We start from the raw sequence: 21,884 nt of genomic DNA, 5'->3' as shown, positions 1-21,884 counted from the left end.
TTCTAAACCATCATAATTCATTCAATAGTTTGAAACATTATACTTGAAAACGCAAGGCGGATAAAAGCGAAAAAGTGCGGTCAAAAAACGAATTTTTTTACAAAATAAACAGAATTTGTAAAGTAAATGAAAATTCTCAACTAGGAAATGAATTTCTATTGTGCCAAAATAGCGCACTTTTTTAAAAGAGGAACCAACTTAATGAAAACTAACTTAATTACTACCGCACTTTTATTGAGTGCATCTGCTTTTGTACAAGCTGAAACCAAAACCGAGCTTGAACCGATCAATGTGTATTCGGCTTACGCAACACCTGTAAACCAAGATCAAACTGCATCATCAGTCACAGTATTAACAGAAAAAGATTTTGCACAGCGTAATGCGACTTATATAAGTGATGTGTTGAAGACTGTGCCAGGTGTGGCGATGGGTGCTAATGGAGGGCGTGGTGCTGTAACTAGTTTATTCTTACGTGGTGCAAATTCAAAACATACTGCGGTCATTATTGACGGCATTCGCGTTAATCCGGCTGATACTAACTTTGATTTTGGCGGTTTAGCATTAAGTAATATTGAACAAATTGAAGTATTGCGTGGCGAACAATCTGCACTTTGGGGCAGTGATGCTATGGGCGGCGTAGTTTATATCACCACCAAAAGCGGGTTATATAAAGACAAGGAATTTAACGTCGATTTTGATTTAGGCGCAGGTTCTCATCGCACCCGTGATGGTTCTGTCACCCTTTCTGGTCAACATCACGGTCTTTACTATGCCCTTCATGGTGATAGCCATCGTACGCAAGGGATTTCTGCGCGTAGTGAACGCGTATTTAATTATACGAGCGTATCCGGTGCGAAAAGTACAAATGTACCGGCAACTGAAAAGGATGGCTTCCACCGTGATAACGTGTCTATGCGTTTAGGTTTTGATGATAGTAAAAAAGGAGTGGATTTCCTTGCTTCTCACTCTTCTCAAACCTTGCATTTGGATAATAGTGCAGCAGATGAATTAAAATTTGATGATAATACCCGTACACGCGAAACTCGCTATAAATTAAGCGGTTATTTTGGTAATGCAGAAGATTTATTCGTGCATAAAGCGGCGGTAAGTCACGTTAAAATGGATGCTGATACTGCACAATATCAAAGTTGGGCTTCCGCTATTGGTAAAACAGAATACGACAGCAAAAAGTTGAATACGAACTATCAACTTGATATTAACTTCGACCGTGAAGGTGAAGTCAAACAAGCCGTCAGCGTATTAGCAGATTACCAAAATACGAAATATATTGCTTCCGCTTACAATTTTGCTGAGAAAAAATTAACCGAGAAAAGTGTTGCCACAGAGTACCGTTTATTTACTGAATCTGACCATAGTCTCTCTGTAAGCGGTCGTTATACAGATAACAGCTTATTTGAAAATGCATTCACGGCTCGCCTTGCTGGAGCTTATCGTTTATCACAAAATTTAAAAGCACACGCAAGTATTGGTAAAGCAATCCACAATCCAACATTTATTGATGTTTATGGATGGGGTAATTCTACCAGTTGGGCTGCAAACCCAAATTTAAAACCAGAAAAAAGCTTAGGTGGTGAATTAGGTTTATTAGTTGAAAGCAATGACAAACGTCATAGCTTAGATACCACACTCTTTGCCCGTAATGTAGATAATTTCCTTTCTGCAGTCCCAGTTAGAGGTTCTACAGCTTATCGCACAATCAATCGTGACGGTAAAACCAAAATCAAAGGCGTAGAAGTGGCGTATAACGGTAAATTTACCGAGCAGTTGTCAGGTTACGCGAACTATACTTACACTTATATTAAATCTGAAAATGATCAATACGGTTCAAACTATGTTCGTCGTCCGAAACACACAGGAAACCTTGGTTTAGCTTATCAAATCACGGAAAAATTAGGTTCTGACGTGAATGTTTCTTATGTGGGTAAACGTCTTGATTCCGGCGATTTCAAAATGCCATCTTACACTTTGGCAAACTTTGGCGTGAACTATAAAGTAGCAGATAGCTTGACAATTTATGCGAACCTTAACAACGTATTCAATAAAAAATACGAAAACATTGTAGGCTATGGCCAAGACGGACGTAATGTTTACGTTGGGTTGAAAGGATCGTTCTAATTATTACCCACTAATAAGGGCGTGCTTAGCACGCCTTTTTACATTCTTGATGGCATAGCGTATCATTATCTATATGCAAAAAACTCACTTAATTTTAACCGCACTTTTCTTGCCCTTGACTTCGCATGCGTCGGAGCAATTTGTCTCGCTTACGCTTTGTAGCGATCGTCTTTTGTCGGAAATTGCGCGTCCTGAACAAATTACCGCACAGTCTCCTTATTCTAAAAATCCCTTGATGATGTTAGATAAACTCAATATGGATAAGCCAACACTTGAGCCACAACTCACCGCATTATTGCCCTATCTCGATAAAACGTTTCTTATCAATGAAACCTTTTATCCACAACTTGTAGCAGATTTAAAAAAACTCGGGGCAAAAATTGAACCAATTAATGACACGCCACAAACGGCAGAAGAATTATTTGGGCTAATATTGCACTTGGGCAAACTCACGGATAACGAAACGCATGCGAAATCTTTAATCGATAAACTTAAATTACAAGATTCTCGCCTCAATCTATCACTCACAGACACATTAATACTTTCAGATACTGGCATTGTAGAAACTTATACGCCACAGTATCCCACTTTACTTAACTTGCTAGGCTTAACCCCACTAAAAACACCACTTACGGCACAAAATTTCTCTCTCGAAAAAGTGTTACGAGCTGAACCCAACGTGTTGATTGAAATCAGCGACCAACAAAGTTATAACGAGCAAGCGGAATTGCTTAAACATCCGCTTCTACAAAATCTTTTTAAAAATCGACCGCACTTTCGTATTCCAATGAAATATACTTATTGCTTTGATCACGGCGTGTGGCAAGGGGCAGAGAAGATTTATCAACAATTAAAATGATATTTGAATTACATAGGAAATTATTCATTGACCAAAACACTAAAATTAAATACCGCACTTTTCTTAGCGTTTCTGTTGATTAGCGGGTTTGCAATTTATCATCAGCTCGGCGATTTTGCTCATCTCAAAAATGCGGATGGTGTGCTCACGGATATGCGCTCGCTCGTATTGCTTGATATTCGCCTGCCGCGCCTCGGATTAGCCATTTTAACTGGCGTAAGCCTTGCTTTAGCGGGCAATGCAATGCAAGGGATATTTCAAAATCCGCTGGCAAGTCCTGGATTATTGGGAAGTAGTGCCGGTGCAACCACCACCAGTGTCTTTTTGCTCTATTATTTTTCCGTGCCCTTAAGTCTGTTGTTAATTGGCGGTGTGGCTGGTGCGTTATCTAGTTTTTTATTGGTTTATTTAATCGCTAAAAATCACGGTACAACGGCGATGATTTTAAGTGGTTTAGCCGTCAATATGTTGCTCTCTGCTGCCATTGCATTGCTACTTTCAAACGCAGAAAGCCCGTGGGCATTAGCTGAACTCTACCGCTGGCTACAAGGTTCTCTTGTGTGGGCAAAACTTGATACGCTACTCATTTCATTTCCAATCATACTATTAGGATTGTTCTGTTTATATCGTGAACGCCGCTATATTGACTTGCTCACCTTCGGTGAAGAAACCGCGAGCACAATGGGCGTAAATCCTAAACGTAGCTTTTTCGTCACGACCTTTGGCGTGGCATTATTAGTTGGTGCAACGATTCCGCAAACAGGTACTATCGGTTTTATTGGCTTAATCGCACCGCACTTTGCTCGCCTATTGCTAAAAAAACGCCCTTCGCAACTTTACATCACCAGTGCATTACTTGGCGCATTATTGCTACTTATTGCAGATCTTTGCGTGCAATATATCCCAATCTTCTCACATATTTATATTGGTACGCTCATCGCAATCATTGGTGCACCTTGCTTAATTTGGATTTTAATTACGGAGCAACGCAAGTTGGTAAGATAATGATTAGAATCGAAAACCTTTCCCAGCCTTATGGCTTAAACAACATCAGCTGCACGCTTCCTAAAGGAAAACTTATCGGCATTATGGGCGCAAACGGTGCTGGCAAATCAACTTTGCTCAAAACGATCGCAGGAATTTTACCTATTACAAAAGGTGAAATTTATTTTGGGAATAGCCCGTTAAGCAAAATGAGTACAGCTGAAAAAAGCCAACAACTCGCTTATCTGGCGCAAGATACCAATATTCATTGGGATTTATCGGTTTATGATGTCATTGCTATCGGCTTAAATTCGCCATTATCATCGGCAAAAGAGCAGTCAAAAATCACGGAGATTTCACAAAAATTTTCGATAGAACATTTGCTTAATAAATCCTTTCAAAAACTATCAGGCGGAGAAAAAGCCCGAGTGCAACTCGCTCGTTGTTGTATCAAAAATGCGCCGCTATTGCTTGCTGATGAACCTATCGCACCACTCGATCCCTATTACCAAATAGACATGATGGAACAATTAAAATCGCTCACACCACAGCATACTTGCGTTGTAGCGATCCATCATTTATCCCTCGCATACAAATACTGTGATGAAGTGATTTTGCTCGACAAAGGTAAAATTATTGCGACTGGCAAAACACAAGCGGTGCTAAATTCAACGAATCTTGCACAAGCCTTTGATATAAGTGTGAAATTTGACGTAGAAAGAAGAGAGATTTATGGAATAGAGAAATTGGAAACTTAATTCCAATTTCTCATTTTGCTGAAAGCAAAAGTTATTTTCGAGAAAAATCAACCGCCCTTACAAATCAACCAAGGAACTTGCTTGCCTTGTTGATTCTTGTAGTAAATTGAACTTTGAGATCGCGCAATTAAATCCACATAACTTCCTTGAATCGGATCATACGAACGATAAACCACTTCAAATTTTGTACCGCGCGCATTCAGTGTCAGTGTGTATAAATGATCAAAAGGCACAGCCTTACCATTATCTAACTGGAAATAAAACCCAAAGTTATCTTTCATACGGCTTTCACGCGACAGAGGGAAATAAGTCGTTAAATGAGAAATCCCGCCAGTTTCTTTATTATTACAACGATAATGATATGGCTTGTAATTAACAGAATTATTTAACTCAGCTTGGCTAATATTATTCTTTAAAAATCGAGATTTAACCGTTTTCTTCGGCTGATGTGTTGTGGTACAAGCAAATAAACTCACTAGGACACCCACAAACGACGCCATCTTTAATTTATTCATAAATACAAAATTCCGAGAAATAAGAAAGCGCGTATGATAGCGGAAATTGGGGATTGTGCAAGGGATTGGAATGAGACTAAAAAATCACAATAAGAAATTGGAAATGTAATTCCAAATACACGAAAAAAAATAAAATATGGAAATTAACTTCCAATTTTGTATACTTTTATAAATATGAAATTAACTTCCAATGAGTAAAACTATGATCTCTCGTGAAAATTATTTACAGCAACTGATTCAATTTAAAGATACCGATTTTATCAAAGTGATCTCTGGTGTTCGTCGTTCTGGTAAATCAGTGCTACTCATGCAATACCGTGATTACCTTCAACAACAAGGCATTGATTCCGAAAATATTCTCTATCTCAATTTTGAATCTTTTGAATATCAATGGGTGAAAGACGCTCAAGACTTCCAACAGCTTATTCAAGAAAAAATACCGTCCTCTCAAGAGAAAATCTACTTGTTGATTGATGAAATTCAGTTTGTGGAAGGTTGGCAAAAAATCGTCAATGCGCTTCGCGTGAGTTTTAACACCGACATTGTGATTACGGGTTCCAATGCCAACTTGCTTTCCGGTGAGCTTGCAACCTTGTTAAGCGGTCGCTATGTGGAAATCAAAATTTACCCGCTTTCTTTCAAAGAATTTTTGCACGTCAAAAATGTGGATAGCCAGTCAAGATTGGTGGATAAACTCTATTTGGAATACGAAAAATACGGCGGTTTCCCCAGTGTCGCCATTGCTGATGAACCTTTAAAAGAAACGATTTTATCGGGTATTTTTGATTCCATCGTGCTGAATGACATTGCTCACCGAGCCGGCGTGAAAGATACCCATATTCTTAAAAGCGTGATTCTCTTTTTAGCGGATAATGTCGGTCAGTTGGTAAATCCGAGCAAAATTAGCAACACGCTCACGTCCGAACGTGTCCCTACCTCAAATCATACCATCAGCAAATATCTTGATTTGTTAGAAAATGCCTTTCTTTTTTATAAAGCAAAACAATACGATATTCGCGGAAAAGGTTATTTAAAAACCAATGCCAAATATTTTATTGTGGATAACGGTTTAAGACGACACGCTATCGGCAAAAAAGGCGCGAATTATGCCAATCGCTTAGAAAATATTGTCTTTATTGAATTGCTTAGACGAGGTTATACCGTAGATGTAGGTAAACTTGACAGCAAAGAAATTGATTTTATCGCCCGAAAAGCCGATGAAATTTTATATGTGCAAGTCGCCTTTGAAATCCCTGAAAATACCCACAAAACCGATAATCTTTTGCATATTAAGGATAACTATAAAAAGATCTTAATTACGGGGAAATATTACGAACAAACGGAGATTGATGGGATTGAAGTGATTTATGTGGTGGATTGGTTGCTGCAATAAATCCAAAAATGTTGAAAATTTTCACCGCACTTTTTGGTATTTAACTCTTATTTCGGCGCGCGTTTCCTAACGCGTGCCGTAGAAAGTAAATAAAGAGCGGTCAGTTTTTGAAGTGTTTTTTAGTGAAATTAGGCACACGCTGGGAAGCGTGCGCCAACAGATAGGTTCAAATAAAGAAAGATAGCGCCAGCGTCCACACTGGTGCTGCTTAATAAAAACATTTTGAATTTTACTCATAACCATCGGCAGAGCCAAAATTCAAAATTCTTTGGATTTTTTGACCGCACTTTTAGTTGATAGGCACAAGCGAGGACGCTTGCGCTATCGTGGGGACAAGACTACTATTTCCCGTCGTCAAGACTATTTAAATAATCAGCTAAAATATCACCATGACATGCTAAGGGTTTACAATGACATCCTAACACTTTGCCACGCAACTGTAGTGCATCTGCTTTAGTTAAATTTGTGGGCAAATTTTCTCGTTCAAACCCATAAGCAAATTGATGAATGACGTCTTCCCTTGAAAGTGGTTCCTCACCTATCTGAAAATCATACATTGAATAGGGGTTACTCCAGTTTGGAGTATTGGGAGTTCTATTAGGATTTCTTCCAATATAAACATATTTATCTCCATATATTGCTGGATCTTCTATATCAATGTTGATTACTCTAGTTATATCAATGTGTACAACTCTTAATGGTATATTCTTCTCTTTGAACCACGATATTTCATCTAAGAAAATTTCTCTATCGGAAAAAATAATAGCATGTGTAATATTACAAGACGCTATTTCTCTGATATCTATTTTTTCATAGGCACCAAAATAATTAGTTATAAAACCATTATAGTCATTAATAGAAAAAATCTTAAAGTTTTTTATTTTTGATAATATATGATTAATTTTTCTTTCAAATTTAGAAAATGATTTAAACTCTATTGGATATAAAATTAATATATTTTTCTCTATCATATTAATATAAATGCTTAACTTCTAATTTTAAATCTGAATTTTTGTTCAAATACTCTACTACTAATCGTCTATGACAAAAATGTGGCTTATGCTCACTGCAGAGCAGACATGAGTTTTCTAATAAATTTGCATTAACTAATTTTTCTATATTTCTTTTGGCCATTAAATTTAGAAATTCGGTCTCATACCTTTCCCAACTTATATCCCCTTTCTTATATAGTTTTAATAAACTATCAGTTGGAGCTAATTCAGGCATATGTTGATATTCGATACTACATAATTCTTTTAAAAAAAATTGAAGATCGTTTTTTTTTGCAAAACCAGATAATTGAGATACGTTATTTATTCTAACATCTATAAGTAATTTTGTATTAGATTTTTTCAATAAACAAAAGAAATCTTCAGCACTTTTCTGGGTAAATCCAATAGTATTTATTTTAATCATAAGAACTCCTTAGATAACAAAAATAGATGCTACTATTTTATAATGAAAATTATCTTTAAATAACTCTCCCAAACTAATACACAATATTGCACTACAATATTCTTTTTTTTGTGACATTAGGCTGTCAAAACTTGGGTCAGTACAAGAAAAATCAGAATGTAATACATTTTTATATTCAAATGAAACTTTTCTTTTTTTATATTCATTTATATATAGTTTTAAATTCTGTACTTTTATCAAGTATAATGAGTTATTGAACTTGTCATCTTGAATGATTGTCTCTTTATTTATTCTAGGTGAAGCACTCCCCCACAAAGATAATGGACTATCTAGCAGGCTATCTAATATATTTGGTGAAGATCTATATTTTTGTATCCATTGATATTCAGTCGAGATTAAATAATTCTCTGGTTGAAAATAAAGAGGAACATGGCGTTGAAAATCAATTTCAACATTATGAAAAATGTTGCAATCCCAAGGACGAGCTTCAGCACCTTGATAAGTTAGTTTTGACTGTTGTTTCGTTATTTCCCCTCCCTCTTCTGTTGAAACAGGTCTTATCCACTCGAAGTTACTTAAATCTTTACCAGCAATACAGAAATGCCCATTCTTTATCGATTTAGCAAGTATCACGATAGTCTTTTTCATAATTTGCTCCTTGTGTATTGTAGCTATGTTTAGTATACACCTACTTCATCGCCACACCCAACCACTTCATCATCTCTCTCTCATCCCAACCTTTACGTTTAGCATAATCTTGAGCTTGGTCTTCATCGATGCGACCTAAAGTGAAATAGTTGCTTGCCGGGTGGGTGAAGTACCAACCGCAGACAGAAGCTGCTGGCCACATGGCGTAGCTTTCGGTGAGTTTCATGCCGATGCGTTGTTCCACTTCTAATAAATCCCAAATCAAGGCTTTTTCGGTATGTTCTGGGCAACTTGGATAGCCCGGTGCAGGGCGGATGCCAACATAGTTTTCATTAATTAAACCTTGGTTGTCAAATTCCTCTTGTGTGTAGCCCCAAATGCGGGTGCGAAGCTCAAAGTGCAGATATTCAGCCATGGCTTCGGCAAGGCGGTCGCCCACGGCTTGTAGCAAGATGGCGTTGTAGTCATCGCCTGCGGCTTTGTAGCCTTCTACTAATTCCATTTCTTCAATACCGGCGCACACGGCGAACATACCGAACCAGTCTTTTTTGCCGCTTTCTCGATCGGCGATAAAATCGCTTAAGCAGAAGTTAAATGGGCTTTTGCTGTTTTTTCCGCGTTCCGTTTGTTGGCGTAAGCCGTAAGCTGTGCCAATGGTTTGTGTGCGTTCTTCATCAGAGAAAAGCACTACATCGTCGCCCACACGTTCTGCAGGGAAAATGCCTAAAATGCCGCTTGGATTGAGTTTGTGGTTTTGTTCTAATTCATCCAATACCACTTGTGCATCATTCCACACTCTGCGTGCTTCTTCGCCTCCTTCTGGATAATCAAAGGCATCAGGATAGCCGCCCATCAAGCCCCAAATACGGAAGAATGGCGACCAGTCGATAAATTTACGCAGCTCGGCAATCGGCACATTTTTAAATTCCACGATGCCTGTTTGGTTTGGTGTTGGCGGCACATAATCTGCCCATTCACAACTAAAACCATCAAAGCGGTTTGCGCGAGCTTCTTCAATACTAAGCTGTTTACGTAGCGGTTTACGATTTGCAAAAGATTGTTGGATTTTTTCGTAATCTTTCTTGAATTGTTCCCACAATGCTACACGACCTTCTGGGTTCATTAAAGTTGCACAAACCGTTACTGCTTTTGATGCATTAGAGGTATAGAACACACCATGTTGCTTGTATTTTGGATAAAGTTTAATCGCAGTATGTTCTTTGGACGTGGTTGCACCGCCAATCAACACAGGCAAGTCCAAACCTAAACGTGTCATTTCGCCGAGGAAGTATTCCATTTCATCAAGGGACGGGGTAATCAAACCGCTTAAGCCGATAATGTTGGCTTTTTCATCAATAGCGGTTTGGATGATTTTGTCCGCTGGCACCATAACGCCTAAGTCAATCACTTCAAAGTTATTACATTGCAACACCACGCTCACGATGTTTTTGCCGATGTCATGCACGTCGCCTTTCACGGTGGCGATCACCACTTTACCATTGCTTGAGCCTTTTTGTTTGGTCGCGTTAATAAACGGCTCTAAATACGCCACCGATTGTTTCATTACGCGTGCCGATTTCACCACTTGCGGCAGGAACATTTTACCGTCGCCGAACAAATCGCCCACCACGTCCATGCCTGCCATGAGCGGGCCTTCGATTACCTCTAACGGCGTTGGCAATTTTTGGCGCGCCTCTTCGGTATCTTCAATGATATGCGTAGTAATGCCCTTCACTAGCGCGTGTTTTAAGCGTTCTTCCACCGGCCACGTGCGCCATTCGGCCACAGAATCCACCGCACTTTCATCGTTGCCTTGGTTGCGATATTTTTCCGCAATATCTAATAAACGCTCTGTGCCATCCGGCGTACGGTTTAATACAGCATCTTCTATCACGTTACGTAATTCTGGATCCAGATCATCGTAAATCGCGAGCTGTCCTGCGTTCACGATCCCCATATCCATGCCTTGTTTAATTGCATGATAGAGGAAGACAGCGTGAATAGCCTCACGCATGACATTATTTCCACGGAAAGAGAAAGAGACATTTGACACACCGCCCGAAATTTTTGCATGCGGTAAAGAGCGTTTAATACGACCGGTGGCGTTAATAAAATCTACGCCATAGTTGTTGTGTTCTTCAATCCCGGTGCCGATGGCGAAAATATTCGGGTCGAAAATAATGTCTTCCGGCGGGAAGCCGACTTGGTTGACTAAGATGTTATAAGCACGGGTACAGATTTCGACTTTACGCTCTTCGGTATCAGCCTGCCCTACTTCATCAAATGCCATGACCACAACGGCTGCACCGTATTTACGCACCAATTTAGCCTGATGGATAAATTTTTCCTCGCCCTCTTTCAACGAGATAGAGTTCACAATCGGTTTACCTTGCACCGACTGTAAACCTGCCTCAATTACTTCCCATTTAGACGAGTCAATCATCACTGGCACTTTGGCCGCATCGGGTTCCGTCGCCATAATGTTGAGGAAACGGGTCATGCATTTTTTGCCGTCGAGCAAGGCTTCGTCCATATTGACGTCAATGACTTGTGCGCCGTTTTCTACTTGGTCGATAGCAATTTCAATGGCTTCAGCAAATTTATCTTCTTTAATTAAGCGTTTGAATTTTGCCGAACCCGTCACGTTATTACGCTCGCCCACATTCACGAACAGGCTTTCATCATCAATATTGAGAGGTTCTAAACCCGATAAACGCATCGCGGTTTTGATTTGTGGCAATTTGCGTGGTGGGATGTTTTCTACCGCATCGGCAAAGGCTTTGATGTGTTCCGGTGTGGTGCCGCAACAACCGCCGATAATGTTCACAAAACCACTTTCTGCCCACTCTTTTAAGTGAGCTGCCATCTCTTCTGCCCCTAAATCATAACCACCAAAAGCATTTGGCAAGCCCGCATTCGGATGCACAGAAACGTAGGTTTCACTGATTTTTGAAAGCTGCTCTACATATTGGCGTAATTCTTTTGGACCTAACGCACAGTTCAAACCGAAAGTGAGCGGTTTTGCGTGACGGAGGGAGTTATAGAAAGCCTCAGTGGTTTGCCCAGAAAGGGTACGCCCGGAAGCATCGGTAATGGTGCCAGAAATCATGATTGGCAATTCCACGCCTAATTCTTCGAATACGCTTTCAATAGCAAAAACTGCCGCTTTAGCGTTAAGCGTGTCGAAAATGGTTTCGATCATAATTAAATCCGCACCACCTTCAATTAAGCCTTTTGTTGCTTGGGCATAAGCATCCACCAACTCCATAAAAGTCACATTACGGAAACCAGGATCATTAACATCGGGTGAAATGGAGGCTGTACGGTTTGTTGGGCCTAACACGCCTGCGACAAAGCGAGGTTTTTCTGGCGTACTATATTTATCTGCTGCCAAACGAGCTAATTTTGCGCCAACAAAATTGAGTTCATAAGCAATAGATTGCAAGTCGTAATCCGCTTGAGCAATCGTAGTTGAACTAAAAGTATTGGTTTCAATAATATCGGCACCCGCTGCCAAATATTTCTCATGAATAGCGGAAATTAGCAGTGGCTGAGTCAATGTCAGTAAATCATTATTACCGCGTAAATCAACCGCACTTTCCTTAAACTTCTCGCCTCTAAAATCGGCTTCCGTCAGTTTATATTTTTGAATCATCGTCCCCATCGCACCGTCTAAAATGAGAATACGATTTTCTAGAGCTTGTTTAAGTTGAGCGGTTTTATTCACCATAATTATTTTGTTCCGTAAATCTTAATAAATAACGAGGGAATAATAGGTGTAAGGGCTAGGGGTGTCAAATGTTAGAAGGAAAGTGCGGTTGGAAAATAAAATATTTTTTATATAAGAAAAATAAAAAGTTTATGCAAAACGGTTGAATTATTGCTCAAAAATCCGTTAGCATAGTGGCGTATTAGTTTATCTAATATGTTAAGTTTAACTATTATTAACTAGAGGATCTCTTCATGAAGAAACTTATCGCAGTTGCGGTGCTTTCTGCATGTGGCTCGTTAGCTCATGCAAACACCAATATTCCAAACTACAATACAGACACCCATCTTTACGAATTCACGCAAACCTACGATTTAGTTGTGCCAAAAGGCTCGCAAGGACAAACCAATTTATGGGTTCCATTGCCATTTAATGGAGAATACCAACAAGTGAAATCGATTCACTTTGAAGGTAATTACATGAATGCCTATGTAACAGAAAACAATAAATACGGTGCAAAAACCTTATTTGCCACTTGGGATAAAGATGCACAAAAACGTGATTTAAAAGTCACTATGGTCATTGAAACAAAAGATCGTGAACCGATGGTGAAAAGTGCTCTAGAGAATTATACTCCGCCAAAAGATATTCAGTATTCCGTGGATGTACAAGAGTACTTAAAAGCGACCCAACATATTAAAACTGATGGCATTGTGAAAGAATTTGCTGACAAAATCATAGGTAAAGAAAGTAATCCATTGAAGAAAGCAGAACTTATTCACCATTGGATCGTAAAAAATATGGAACGTGATAATTCTGTATTAGGTTGTGGCGACGGCGATGTAGAAAAAATTCTTACCACTGGCGTATTAAAAGGTAAATGTACCGATATTAACTCTGTATTTGTGGCACTTGCTCGTGCGGCAGGCATCCCAGCTCGTGAAATTTTTGGTATTCGCTTAGGTGCAGCAGAGAAAATGGGCAAATATTCCAAAGGTGCTTTCGGTAGTGCAAATGAACAAGGCATCGCAAACGTAAGTGGTGGCCAACATTGCCGTGCTGAATTCTACCTTGCAGGGTTTGGATGGGTACCAGTTGATTCCGCAGACGTTGCCAAAATGCGTTTAGCAGAGAAAAAATCTGTTGAAGGTAAAGATACACAAGCCGTAGCAAAATATTTGTTTGGTAACTGGGAAGCAAACTGGGTGGGATTTAATCATGCCCGTGACTTCGATTTATATCCACAACCAGAACTGGCTCCAATCAATAACTTCGGCTATCCATATGCTGAAGTGGGGGGCGATCCGTTAAATTCCTTTGATCCAAAAGAATTTAAATATGACTACGTCTCTAAAAAACTCTAATAAATCCTTTTGGATTGCCATAGCCACCGCACTTAGCGCCGCGGTGGCATCAACCTTGTGCTGCACCGCACCGTTAATCTATTTAGTGTTCGGCGTATCATCTACTTGGTTGATTGGCTTAGGCGAATATGATTATTTGCGTATTCCTATGCTTATCGTTTCATTATGTGCCTTTGCCTATGGATTTTGGCTGTTGATGTTTTCCAAAAAAATCATTTGTAGCAAATATATTTCCCGTAAAAAACTCATCGTTTTATATTGGATTGTATTTATCGTGATGATTTTTTTCTTAACCTATCCGACAATTTTGCCTTGGATTTTAGAATTAGCTAATTAGGAATAAAAATGAAGAAATTATGTACCGCACTTTTGCTTTCGCTGTTTGCTATTTCTTTCGCTCATGCGAATGAAACCAAACAAATTGTGCTAAAAGTAAAAGAAATGAATTGCCAGCTTTGCGCTTACTTAGTCAATAAAGAATTGCGTAATATCGATGGTGTTATTTCAACAAAAGCATCCATTAAAGATGGTTTAGTGACGGTTGTGGAAGATCCAAAAGTCACAAATCAGCAATTATTCGATGCGATTCACAAGCTGAAATATACTGCTGAAGTCGTGAATTAAACGTTAAATATCTAGCCAAAAAAGTGCGGTGAAAATTGATCTGCCCCCCAAAAGTTAGACTGTTATTTAAAGGATTGTTTTCGATATTGTATCGGACTCAGTCCTCTTAATTTTAGTTGAATCCATCGGTGATTATAGTAATCCAAATAATCTCTGACAGCCTCAACTATCTCCTCTCTGATGTTAAATTCTCGACCATAAAAACATTCTGTTTTAATCGCTCAAAGAAACTTCCATCGCGGTGTTATCCAAGCCATTCCCTTTTCTCAATATACTTTGAATGACGCCATATTCAGCCAATATTCGACGATAAGCCACCATTTAAGCCACCTTAGTCTGAATGTAAAATGACACCACAAGCTTTATTTAACCCTTTGATGACTTGCATTAACATGTCCTCTACTTGTGCCCAGCTTGTGGGGAATAGCTGAGGTTATAGAACAAGCATGAACGCGTTGATAGCCATCATAATCAAGATATTTCGCTTTAATGTCTTTAAGCGCCTTGTTTTTATCTGGCTTAACTTGAAGTTGGGAAAAGAACGTACTACGCACTAATCGTGCAAAACTCAATAGCTATATTAAGTGATGATGCGTTCTTAACCGTTGGATAATTTCTGTTGCCGGCTTAGTCCTGGAGTCTGAACCTTCTCAACTCCTTTAGGTAGACCACCTCCGCTTCAAGCTGTAAAATTCTCAGTCGTAAACGGTCTTCTTCAGTTTTGGGTAACGGTGGCATTCTGGCATATTTTGGTTTCATTAGCGGTCGTCCTGATAGTTTACGAGGAATCAGCCCATTTATGTCACTTTTTTCAAACCGTTTCAAGCACGTCCCGACCAAGGAGTTGGAAGGAATATTATAAAAACGTACAGCTTCTCTGATACCCATTTCCCATTTAAAATAGATTGGAGAACCTGTAATTTAAATTCTATGTGTAGTGTTTACCCATAAAAAAATCTGCACCTCAATTGTTGGTTTGTTAAGTCCAACTTTTTGGGTGCAGATCAATTCACCGTATTTTTTTATTACCGTCTTGTTTTCAAGAGTTTTTCAGTCAACTCATAAGCTCGAAGTTTTGCTAACTCTTTAGAAAGTTTCGCAACCAGTAAATCATGATCTACATCTGATGCATGAGATACAATGTTTTCTTCAGCTTTACGTTTTGCTTCACGAATACGATCTGCATCTAATTCACTACCACGGATAGCAACATCTGCTAGTACCGTAACAATATTTGGTTGAACTTCTAAAAAACCACCAGAAACATAGATAACTTCTTCATTTCCATCTTTAAGGGTAAATTTAACAATCCCTGGCTTAATTGCCGTTAGCAATGGGGTGTGTCCAGGGAGAATGCCTAATTCCCCCTCAACACCAGTTGCTTGGATTTGTTTTACTTCACCTTCAAAGATTTTTCGCTCTGCGCTTACTATTGTTAAATTAAATGTCGCCATTTTTGTTCTCCTTCAAATGACTTGAAGTGATTACATATTTTTGGCTTTTTCTAGCGCTTCGTCGATTGAACCTACCATATAGAACGCTTGTTCTGGGATATGGTCGTAATCACCGCTTAAAATACCTTTAAAGCCGCGAATGGTTTCTTTTAATGGAACATATTTACCTGGAGTACCATTAAATACTTCAGCAACGAAGAACGGTTGTGATAAGAAACGTTCAATTTTACGTGCACGTGCTACCACTAATTTATCTTCTTCAGATAATTCGTCCATACCAAGAATTGCGATAATATCTTTCAATTCTTTATAACGTTGTAAAATACCTTGTACACCACGAGCAATATCATAATGCTCTTGACCAACAACAAGAGGATCTAACTGACGTGAAGTTGAATCTAATGGATCAACAGCTGGGTAGATACCTAAAGATGCAATTTGACGACTTAATACAACTGTTGAGTCTAAGTGTGCGAAAGTTGTTGCTGGAGATGGGTCTGTTAAGTCATCCGCAGGTACATATACCGCTTGTACAGAGGTAATAGAACCTGTTTTAGTTGAAGTAATACGTTCTTGTAATACACCCATTTCTTCAGCTAAGGTTGGTTGATAACCTACCGCTGATGGCATACGACCTAATAACGCAGATACTTCAGTACCAGCAAGGGTATAACGATAGATATTATCCACGAAGAATAATACATCACGACCTTCATCACGGAATTTTTCTGCCATGGTTAAACCAGTTAACGCAACACGTAAACGGTTACCTGGTGGCTCATTCATCTGACCATAAACCAAAGATACTTTATCTAATACGTTGGAATCTTTCATTTCATGATAGAAGTCGTTACCTTCACGAGTACGTTCACCTACACCCGCAAATACGGAGTAACCTGAGTGCTCGATCGCGATGTTACGAATTAATTCCATCATGTTTACGGTTTTACCTACACCCGCACCACCGAATAAACCAACTTTACCACCTTTAGCAAATGGACAAATTAAGTCGATAACTTTGATACCAGTTTCTAATAATTCCGTACTGTTTGATTGTTCTTCATAGCTTGGTGCAGAACGGTGGATAGCCCAACGTTCTTCTTCACCGATAGGACCTTGTTCGTCAATTGGTTCACCCAATACATTCATAATACGACCAAGGGTTTTTGTGCCTACCGGTACTTGAATTGGATCATTCGTGTTTTCTACTTTTAAACCACGTTTTAAACCGTCAGAAGCACCTAATGCGATACAACGTACCACACCGCCACCTAATTGTTGTTGCACCTCAAGTGTTAAACCTGATTCAACTTTTAATGCATCGTAAACTTTTGGCACTGCATCTTGTGGAAATTCAACGTCAATCACCGCACCGATGATTTGTACAATTTTTCCTGCTGACATTACCGTTCCTCTTTTCTTAAATCGCTGCCGCACCGGCTACGATTTCATTCAATTCATTTGTGATACTTGCTTGACGAGCTTTGTTATACACCAACCGCAGATCATTAATTAAATTACCTGCATTATCAGTTGCTGCTTTCATTGCTACCATTCGAGCCGCTTGTTCTGAAGCTAAATTATCTACAACCGCTTGATAAATTTGGGATTCTAAATAACGAACTAAGAGACTATCTAATAGTACTTTTGGTTCTGGCTCATAAAGATAATCCCAAGTCTGTTGTCTTTCATTTAAATGATCGTCTTTAGATTCTGGTAAAGGAACTAATTGTTGTACAACAGGTTTTTGCGACATCGTATTAACAAATTTATTGTATGCAATATAAACTGCATCAATTTCACCATTACGATAAGCATCAAACATTGTATTTGCGACACCAATTAATTCTTCTAGAGCGGGCGTATCGCCTAAACCAGAAAGTTGACCTTTGATATTAAATCCAAAGGAACGGAAAAAACTAATCCCTTTTGAACCTATTAAGCCCAAATCTGTAGAGATATTTTGTTCTTTCCAATTTTTGATTTGGTTAAGTGTGGTTTTGAATAAATTAACATTTAAACCACCACACATACCACGATCTGTTGAAATAACCAAGATACCGATTTTCTTCACTTCACGCTCAACTAAGAACGGATGTTTATAACCGACACTTGCTTTAGACACATGACTAATAACGTTACGGATAGTTTCAGAATACGGACGAGATGCAGCCATACGATCTTGCGTTTTACGCATTTTCGAGGTCGCCACCATTTCCATTGCCTTAGTAATTTTTTGTGTACTTTGTACACTGGCAATTTTGGTTTTTATCTCTTTTGCACCTGCCATCTTATCTCTCCGTTACTACCAAGCACTATTCGCTTTAAAACTATCTAAAATACCTTTTAATGTATCTTTGATTTCGTCATTATAGTTACCGGTTTTAGTAAGCTCTTGCATAAACTCAGCGTGATTACGGTTAGAATAATCTAAAAGTGCGGTCTCAAAACTTGCAATTTTTGATAATTCCACGTCATCCAAATAACCAAATTCAACAGCAAACAATACAACCGCTTGTTCTGCAACAGATAATGGAGCAAATTGTTTTTGTTTTAATAATTCAGTTACTTTTTCACCGTGAGAAAGTTGCTTACGAGTCGCATCATCAAGATCTGATGCAAACTGTGCAAACGCTGCTAATTCACGATATTGAGCTAGCGCGGTACGAATACCACCCGCTAATTTCTTAATAACTTTAGTTTGCGCTGAACCACCAACACGAGATACCGAAATACCTGGGTTTACCGCAGGACGAATACCTGAGTTAAATAAGTTAGATTCTAAGAAGATCTGACCGTCGGTAATAGAAATTACGTTGGTTGGAACAAACGCAGATACGTCACCAGCTTGGGTTTCAATAATAGGAAGTGCGGTTAAAGAACCTGTTTTTCCTTTCACTTCACCTTTAGTGAATTTTTCTACGTAATCTTCGTTTACACGAGAAGCACGTTCTAGTAAACGAGAATGTAAATAGAACACATCACCTGGATAGGCTTCACGACCTGGTGGACGACGTAATAATAATGAAATTTGACGATAAGCTACAGCTTGTTTTGATAAATCATCATAAACAATTAATGCATCTTCGCCGCGATCACGGAAATATTCACCCATCGCACAACCAGCATAAGGTGCTAAATATTGTAACGCTGCTGATTCAGATGCTGATGCAGCTACCACGATAGTATTTGCAAGCGCACCATGTTCTTCTAATTTACGCACGACGTTTGCGATAGTAGAGGCTTTTTGACCAATCGCAACATAGATACACTTAATACCAGAATTACGTTGGTTAATAATAGCGTCAATTGCTAACGCAGTTTTACCAGTTTGACGGTCACCGATGATTAATTCACGTTGGCCACGACCGATTGGCACCATTGAGTCAACGGCTTTATAACCGGTTTGAACAGGTTGATCAACAGAACGACGATCGATAACGCCTGGTGCGATCACTTCTACTGGTGAGAAACCATCATTTTCAATTTCGCCTTTACCATCGATTGGTTGACCAAGCGTATTTACTACACGACCTAATAAACCACGACCAACTGGTACTTCAAGAATACGACCTGTACATTGAACTTCCATACCTTCCGCTAAATCTGCGTAAGGTCCCATAACTACAGCACCAACAGAATCGCGTTCAAGGTTAAGTGCCATCGCATAACGATTACCTGGTAAGGCGATCATTTCACCTTGCATCACATCGCTTAAACCGTGGATGCGAATAATACCATCGCTTACAGAAACAATTGTCCCTGTATTACGCGCTTCACTGACCACGTCGAATTGAGCGATGCGTTTTTTAATCAATTCACTAATTTCAGTTGAATTTAGTTGCATCTTGTATTCCTCTTATAATTGCAACTCGTTTGCGAGACGAGTAAGTTGCCCACGGCTACTTCCGTCAATCACAAAATCTTCAGTACGAACAATCACACCAGCAATAAGTGCGTTATCCACGTTGCAATTTAATTTCACTTTGCGAGCTAATCTTTTTTCCATTGCAGCTGCAATTTTTTCGATTTGTGTTGCATTCAATGGTTCCGCAGACGTTACTTCAACTTCTGCAATAGCTTGATGCTCCTCTACGTGATGTTTAAATTCTTCAAACACCGCAGGAATAGCACTCAAACGCTTATTTTCAGCCATTAACCGAATAAGATTTTGCCCATATTGATCCAATTGTTCGCCACAAATAGAAATTACTGTATCAGCTAATTTCTGTGCAGAAAGAGAACTACTTAAGTAAGCTTTTACCGTTTCATCTTCAGCTACGGCTGCAGCAAAACCTAACATTTCAGTCCATTTTTCGACCGCACTTTGTTCAATGGCAAAGTCGAATGCAGCTTTTGCATAAGGGCGAGCTATTGTAGTTAATTCTGACATAAGCTAAGCCTCTTATAACTCTGCAACTAATTTATCAATAATATCATTGTTTGCCGCCTCATCAATAGAACGACCCACAATTTTCTCAGCACCAGCCACTGCCAATGAAGCCACCTTAAGACGTAATTCTTCTTGAACACGTTTACGTTCTGCTTCTACTTCTGCATAACCTTGAGCAATAATTTTTGCTTTTAGTTCTTCGGCTTCTGCCTTAACTTCGTCTAATACTTCATTGCGACGTTTATTCGCTGCATCTAAAATTTCTTGAGCTTGTACTTTTGCAGCTGAAAGTTCTTGTTCAACAAGATTTTTCGTATCTGCTTGCTCTTTTTTAGCTGCTTCAGCTGACGCTAAAGCGTTCGCAATTTGGCTTTGACGTGTTTCAATCGCATTAATAATTGGTGGCCAAACAAATTTCACACAGAACCATACAAAAATAATAAAGGCGATGGTTTGACCAATTAATGTTGCATTAATATTCACAACATACCTCCTTCGTTAATTAGGAAATTTGTTGTTTATTAACCTAATAATGCAGCAAATGGATTTGCGAATGCGAAATATAAACCGATACCTACCGCGATCATCGCAATCGCATCAAGAAGACCTGCAACAATAAACATCTTAGTAAGTAGTGAATTAGCTAATTCAGGCTGACGAGCGGCAGACTCAAGGTATTTACCGCCAAGAAGACCAAAGCCAATCGCAGTACCTAACGCAGCAAAAGCAAGCATAATCGCAGAAGCAATGATTGTTGCACTAATTACAGTTTCCATAAATTTTCTCCGTTGTTGAGAGTTGAGTTGTTAAATAAAAAATAAAAATTAATGTTCCGCTTTATTATATGCAATACTCAGGTAAACCACAGTAAGCATCATAAAGACGAAGGCTTGTAATGCGATAACCAAAATATGGAAAATCGCCCACACCAACTGCAATGGCACACCCAGTGCAGCCACAAACGCATTGGCTGAATACATCACGGCAATCAAAATAAAGATCAGCTCACCAGCATACATATTTCCGAATAAACGAAGTGCTAATGAAACAGGCTTTGAGATCAACGTCACGGATTCAAGAAGAAGATTAACAGGGATAAATGCCCAATGATTAAAAGGGTGTAAAGTGTATTCTTTTGCGAGACCTTTAATACCCTTAGATTTAATCGTATAAAAAAGGATTAATACAAATACTGAAATCGACATTGCAAATGTCATATTCATATCCGTAGTCGGCACGGCTCGTACAGGAATATGATGATCGCCTGTAATAATAGCAAACAACTGGGGAATATAATCCACAGGTACCAAATCAATAGTATTCATAATCATCACCCATACGAAAATAGTTAAAGCCAACGGCGCTATCACATCTCGCTTACCGTGATAATTTTCTTTTACCACACCATCAATCCATTCTACAGCCATTTCAACAGCACATTGTAGTTTACTCGGCACACCTATTGTTGCTTTTTTAGCCACCTTGCGAAAAATAGCTAAGAAAAGGAAACCGCACAACACAGAGAAGAAAAACGTATCAAGATTAAACGTCCAAAAACCTTCACCTGTTGTAAGATAAGTTAAATGGTGTTGGATATATTCAATTGAAGTTTGTCCAGACATAATCGATCC

Annotated in this window: 22 protein-coding genes; 8 read left to right on the top strand and 14 right to left on the bottom strand. The window is 39.0% G+C overall.

Translation table 11 applies throughout. From position 1 onward, the window contains the following. The first annotated feature begins 201 nt into the window (after positions 1 to 201). From FE813_RS02785 to FE813_RS02770, 4 genes are all read left to right on the top strand, one after another. The gene (locus FE813_RS02785; RefSeq protein ID WP_139989371.1) at positions 202 to 2,136 is read left to right on the top strand and encodes a TonB-dependent receptor plug domain-containing protein; all 1,935 of its coding nucleotides are present in this window, start codon (positions 202 to 204) and stop codon (positions 2,134 to 2,136) included. 73 nt (positions 2,137 to 2,209) lie between these two features. Next, on the top strand, positions 2,210 to 2,995 hold the full coding sequence (locus tag FE813_RS02780) for a substrate-binding domain-containing protein (RefSeq protein ID WP_139989370.1): 786 nt from the start codon (positions 2,210 to 2,212) through the stop codon (positions 2,993 to 2,995). Positions 2,996 to 3,022: 27 nt separating this feature from the next. Next, a complete protein-coding gene (locus FE813_RS02775; protein WP_139989369.1) occupies positions 3,023 to 4,000 on the top strand; it encodes a FecCD family ABC transporter permease in 978 nt (325 codons plus the stop codon). Then, the gene (locus FE813_RS02770; RefSeq protein WP_139989368.1) at positions 4,000 to 4,737 is read left to right on the top strand and encodes an ABC transporter ATP-binding protein; all 738 of its coding nucleotides are present in this window, start codon (positions 4,000 to 4,002) and stop codon (positions 4,735 to 4,737) included. Before FE813_RS02775 ends, FE813_RS02770 begins: the two co-directional genes overlap by 1 nt. A 47-nt stretch (positions 4,738 to 4,784) precedes the next feature. Here FE813_RS02770 and FE813_RS02765 read toward each other — a convergent pair whose 3' ends face one another. Next, positions 4,785 to 5,252, bottom strand: a complete 468-nt coding sequence (locus FE813_RS02765; RefSeq protein ID WP_139989367.1) for a hypothetical protein — start codon at positions 5,250 to 5,252, stop codon at positions 4,785 to 4,787. 190 nt (positions 5,253 to 5,442) lie between these two features. Here FE813_RS02765 and FE813_RS02760 point away from each other — a divergent pair, with 190 nt between their 5' ends. After that, positions 5,443 to 6,645, top strand: coding sequence for an ATP-binding protein (locus FE813_RS02760; protein WP_139989366.1), 1,203 nt, complete (start codon positions 5,443 to 5,445; stop codon positions 6,643 to 6,645). A 341-nt stretch (positions 6,646 to 6,986) separates the two neighbouring features. Here FE813_RS02760 and FE813_RS02755 read toward each other — a convergent pair whose 3' ends face one another. Genes FE813_RS02755 through metH form a run of 4 tightly spaced genes read right to left on the bottom strand, consistent with a single transcriptional unit; the run spans position 6,987 to position 12,439 of the window. Then, positions 6,987 to 7,616: a DUF4326 domain-containing protein gene (locus FE813_RS02755; RefSeq protein ID WP_139989365.1), complete on the bottom strand. Its 630-nt coding sequence runs from the start codon at positions 7,614 to 7,616 to the stop codon at positions 6,987 to 6,989. A 1-nt stretch (position 7,617) separates the two neighbouring features. Beyond that, positions 7,618 to 8,061, bottom strand: coding sequence for a DUF488 domain-containing protein (locus tag FE813_RS02750; protein WP_235898365.1), 444 nt, complete (start codon positions 8,059 to 8,061; stop codon positions 7,618 to 7,620). 9 nt (positions 8,062 to 8,070) lie between these two features. Beyond that, the gene (locus FE813_RS02745) at positions 8,071 to 8,709 is read right to left on the bottom strand and encodes a dual OB domain-containing protein (RefSeq protein WP_139989364.1); all 639 of its coding nucleotides are present in this window, start codon (positions 8,707 to 8,709) and stop codon (positions 8,071 to 8,073) included. A 40-nt stretch (positions 8,710 to 8,749) separates the two neighbouring features. Continuing rightward, positions 8,750 to 12,439 (bottom strand): methionine synthase, encoded by a 3,690-nt coding sequence (gene metH, locus FE813_RS02740; RefSeq protein WP_180978670.1) that lies wholly within the window; start codon positions 12,437 to 12,439, stop codon positions 8,750 to 8,752. Positions 12,440 to 12,672: 233 nt separating this feature from the next. Here metH and FE813_RS02735 point away from each other — a divergent pair, with 233 nt between their 5' ends. From FE813_RS02735 to FE813_RS02725, 3 genes are read left to right on the top strand one after another with little or no spacing between them, the layout of a single operon-like run. Next, positions 12,673 to 13,782: a transglutaminase-like domain-containing protein gene (locus FE813_RS02735; protein ID WP_139989362.1), complete on the top strand. Its 1,110-nt coding sequence runs from the start codon at positions 12,673 to 12,675 to the stop codon at positions 13,780 to 13,782. Then, positions 13,757 to 14,119, top strand: a complete 363-nt coding sequence (locus tag FE813_RS02730) for a mercuric transporter MerT family protein (RefSeq protein ID WP_180978669.1) — start codon at positions 13,757 to 13,759, stop codon at positions 14,117 to 14,119. Before FE813_RS02735 ends, FE813_RS02730 begins: the two co-directional genes overlap by 26 nt. A gap of 8 nt (positions 14,120 to 14,127) precedes the next feature. Beyond that, positions 14,128 to 14,406: a heavy-metal-associated domain-containing protein gene (locus FE813_RS02725; protein ID WP_005651690.1), complete on the top strand. Its 279-nt coding sequence runs from the start codon at positions 14,128 to 14,130 to the stop codon at positions 14,404 to 14,406. Between the two features lie 62 nt (positions 14,407 to 14,468). On the opposite strand, the gene FE813_RS10775 is transcribed toward FE813_RS02725, so the two are convergent. The 9 genes from FE813_RS10775 to atpB form a co-directional block, all read right to left on the bottom strand. After that, positions 14,469 to 14,576 (bottom strand): IS3 family transposase, encoded by a 108-nt coding sequence (locus tag FE813_RS10775; RefSeq protein WP_373366633.1) that lies wholly within the window; start codon positions 14,574 to 14,576, stop codon positions 14,469 to 14,471. 855 nt (positions 14,577 to 15,431) lie between these two features. Then, complete coding sequence (locus tag FE813_RS02710) at positions 15,432 to 15,860, bottom strand: F0F1 ATP synthase subunit epsilon (RefSeq protein ID WP_065246429.1); 429 nt, start codon at positions 15,858 to 15,860, stop codon at positions 15,432 to 15,434. 30 nt (positions 15,861 to 15,890) lie between these two features. Beyond that, positions 15,891 to 17,264 carry a F0F1 ATP synthase subunit beta gene (gene atpD / locus FE813_RS02705; protein ID WP_005629235.1) on the bottom strand — a complete coding sequence of 458 codons (1,374 nt, stop codon included), beginning with the start codon at positions 17,262 to 17,264 and terminating at the stop codon, positions 15,891 to 15,893. Positions 17,265 to 17,280: 16 nt separating this feature from the next. Next, complete coding sequence (gene atpG, locus FE813_RS02700; protein ID WP_005632226.1) at positions 17,281 to 18,150, bottom strand: F0F1 ATP synthase subunit gamma; 870 nt, start codon at positions 18,148 to 18,150, stop codon at positions 17,281 to 17,283. A 15-nt stretch (positions 18,151 to 18,165) separates the two neighbouring features. After that, the gene (gene atpA / locus FE813_RS02695; protein WP_005629241.1) at positions 18,166 to 19,707 is read right to left on the bottom strand and encodes a F0F1 ATP synthase subunit alpha; all 1,542 of its coding nucleotides are present in this window, start codon (positions 19,705 to 19,707) and stop codon (positions 18,166 to 18,168) included. 12 nt (positions 19,708 to 19,719) lie between these two features. Then, positions 19,720 to 20,253 (bottom strand): F0F1 ATP synthase subunit delta, encoded by a 534-nt coding sequence (atpH, locus tag FE813_RS02690; RefSeq protein ID WP_139989360.1) that lies wholly within the window; start codon positions 20,251 to 20,253, stop codon positions 19,720 to 19,722. A gap of 12 nt (positions 20,254 to 20,265) precedes the next feature. Further along, the gene (atpF, locus tag FE813_RS02685) at positions 20,266 to 20,736 is read right to left on the bottom strand and encodes a F0F1 ATP synthase subunit B (RefSeq protein WP_046949257.1); all 471 of its coding nucleotides are present in this window, start codon (positions 20,734 to 20,736) and stop codon (positions 20,266 to 20,268) included. Positions 20,737 to 20,774: 38 nt separating this feature from the next. Continuing rightward, entirely contained in the window at positions 20,775 to 21,029 is a 255-nt protein-coding gene (gene atpE / locus FE813_RS02680) for a F0F1 ATP synthase subunit C (protein ID WP_005632219.1), read from the bottom strand. Positions 21,030 to 21,077: 48 nt separating this feature from the next. Next, positions 21,078 to 21,875: a F0F1 ATP synthase subunit A gene (gene atpB / locus FE813_RS02675; RefSeq protein WP_139989359.1), complete on the bottom strand. Its 798-nt coding sequence runs from the start codon at positions 21,873 to 21,875 to the stop codon at positions 21,078 to 21,080. Positions 21,876 to 21,884: the final 9 nt, after the last annotated feature.

Origin of the sequence: Haemophilus seminalis, assembly GCF_006384255.1 — a bacterium.
GTDB classification, from domain to species: domain Bacteria; phylum Pseudomonadota; class Gammaproteobacteria; order Enterobacterales; family Pasteurellaceae; genus Haemophilus; species Haemophilus seminalis.
This window is presented reverse-complemented; position numbering and strand designations above follow the sequence as displayed.

Excerpts from the sequence above, each read along its gene's own strand:
- FE813_RS02710 (WP_065246429.1), bottom strand. The coding sequence starts at position 15,860 with ATGGCGACATTTAATTTAACAATAGTAAGCGCAGAGCGAAAAATCTTT.
- atpA (WP_005629241.1), bottom strand. The coding sequence starts at position 19,707 with ATGCAACTAAATTCAACTGAAATTAGTGAATTGATTAAAAAACGCATC.
- FE813_RS02730 (WP_180978669.1), top strand. The coding sequence starts at position 13,757 with ATGACTACGTCTCTAAAAAACTCTAATAAATCCTTTTGGATTGCCATA.
- FE813_RS02780 (WP_139989370.1), top strand. The coding sequence starts at position 2,210 with ATGCAAAAAACTCACTTAATTTTAACCGCACTTTTCTTGCCCTTGACT.
- FE813_RS02750 (WP_235898365.1), bottom strand. The coding sequence starts at position 8,061 with ATGATTAAAATAAATACTATTGGATTTACCCAGAAAAGTGCTGAAGAT.
- FE813_RS02725 (WP_005651690.1), top strand. The coding sequence starts at position 14,128 with ATGAAGAAATTATGTACCGCACTTTTGCTTTCGCTGTTTGCTATTTCT.
- FE813_RS02765 (WP_139989367.1), bottom strand. The coding sequence starts at position 5,252 with ATGAATAAATTAAAGATGGCGTCGTTTGTGGGTGTCCTAGTGAGTTTA.
- FE813_RS02785 (WP_139989371.1), top strand. The coding sequence starts at position 202 with ATGAAAACTAACTTAATTACTACCGCACTTTTATTGAGTGCATCTGCT.
- atpE (WP_005632219.1), bottom strand. The coding sequence starts at position 21,029 with ATGGAAACTGTAATTAGTGCAACAATCATTGCTTCTGCGATTATGCTT.
- metH (WP_180978670.1), bottom strand. The coding sequence starts at position 12,439 with ATGGTGAATAAAACCGCTCAACTTAAACAAGCTCTAGAAAATCGTATT.
- atpH (WP_139989360.1), bottom strand. The coding sequence starts at position 20,253 with ATGTCAGAATTAACTACAATAGCTCGCCCTTATGCAAAAGCTGCATTC.
- FE813_RS02770 (WP_139989368.1), top strand. The coding sequence starts at position 4,000 with ATGATTAGAATCGAAAACCTTTCCCAGCCTTATGGCTTAAACAACATC.
- atpD (WP_005629235.1), bottom strand. The coding sequence starts at position 17,264 with ATGTCAGCAGGAAAAATTGTACAAATCATCGGTGCGGTGATTGACGTT.
- FE813_RS02760 (WP_139989366.1), top strand. The coding sequence starts at position 5,443 with ATGAGTAAAACTATGATCTCTCGTGAAAATTATTTACAGCAACTGATT.
- FE813_RS02745 (WP_139989364.1), bottom strand. The coding sequence starts at position 8,709 with ATGAAAAAGACTATCGTGATACTTGCTAAATCGATAAAGAATGGGCAT.
- atpG (WP_005632226.1), bottom strand. The coding sequence starts at position 18,150 with ATGGCAGGTGCAAAAGAGATAAAAACCAAAATTGCCAGTGTACAAAGT.
- FE813_RS02755 (WP_139989365.1), bottom strand. The coding sequence starts at position 7,616 with ATGATAGAGAAAAATATATTAATTTTATATCCAATAGAGTTTAAATCA.
- FE813_RS02735 (WP_139989362.1), top strand. The coding sequence starts at position 12,673 with ATGAAGAAACTTATCGCAGTTGCGGTGCTTTCTGCATGTGGCTCGTTA.
- atpB (WP_139989359.1), bottom strand. The coding sequence starts at position 21,875 with ATGTCTGGACAAACTTCAATTGAATATATCCAACACCATTTAACTTAT.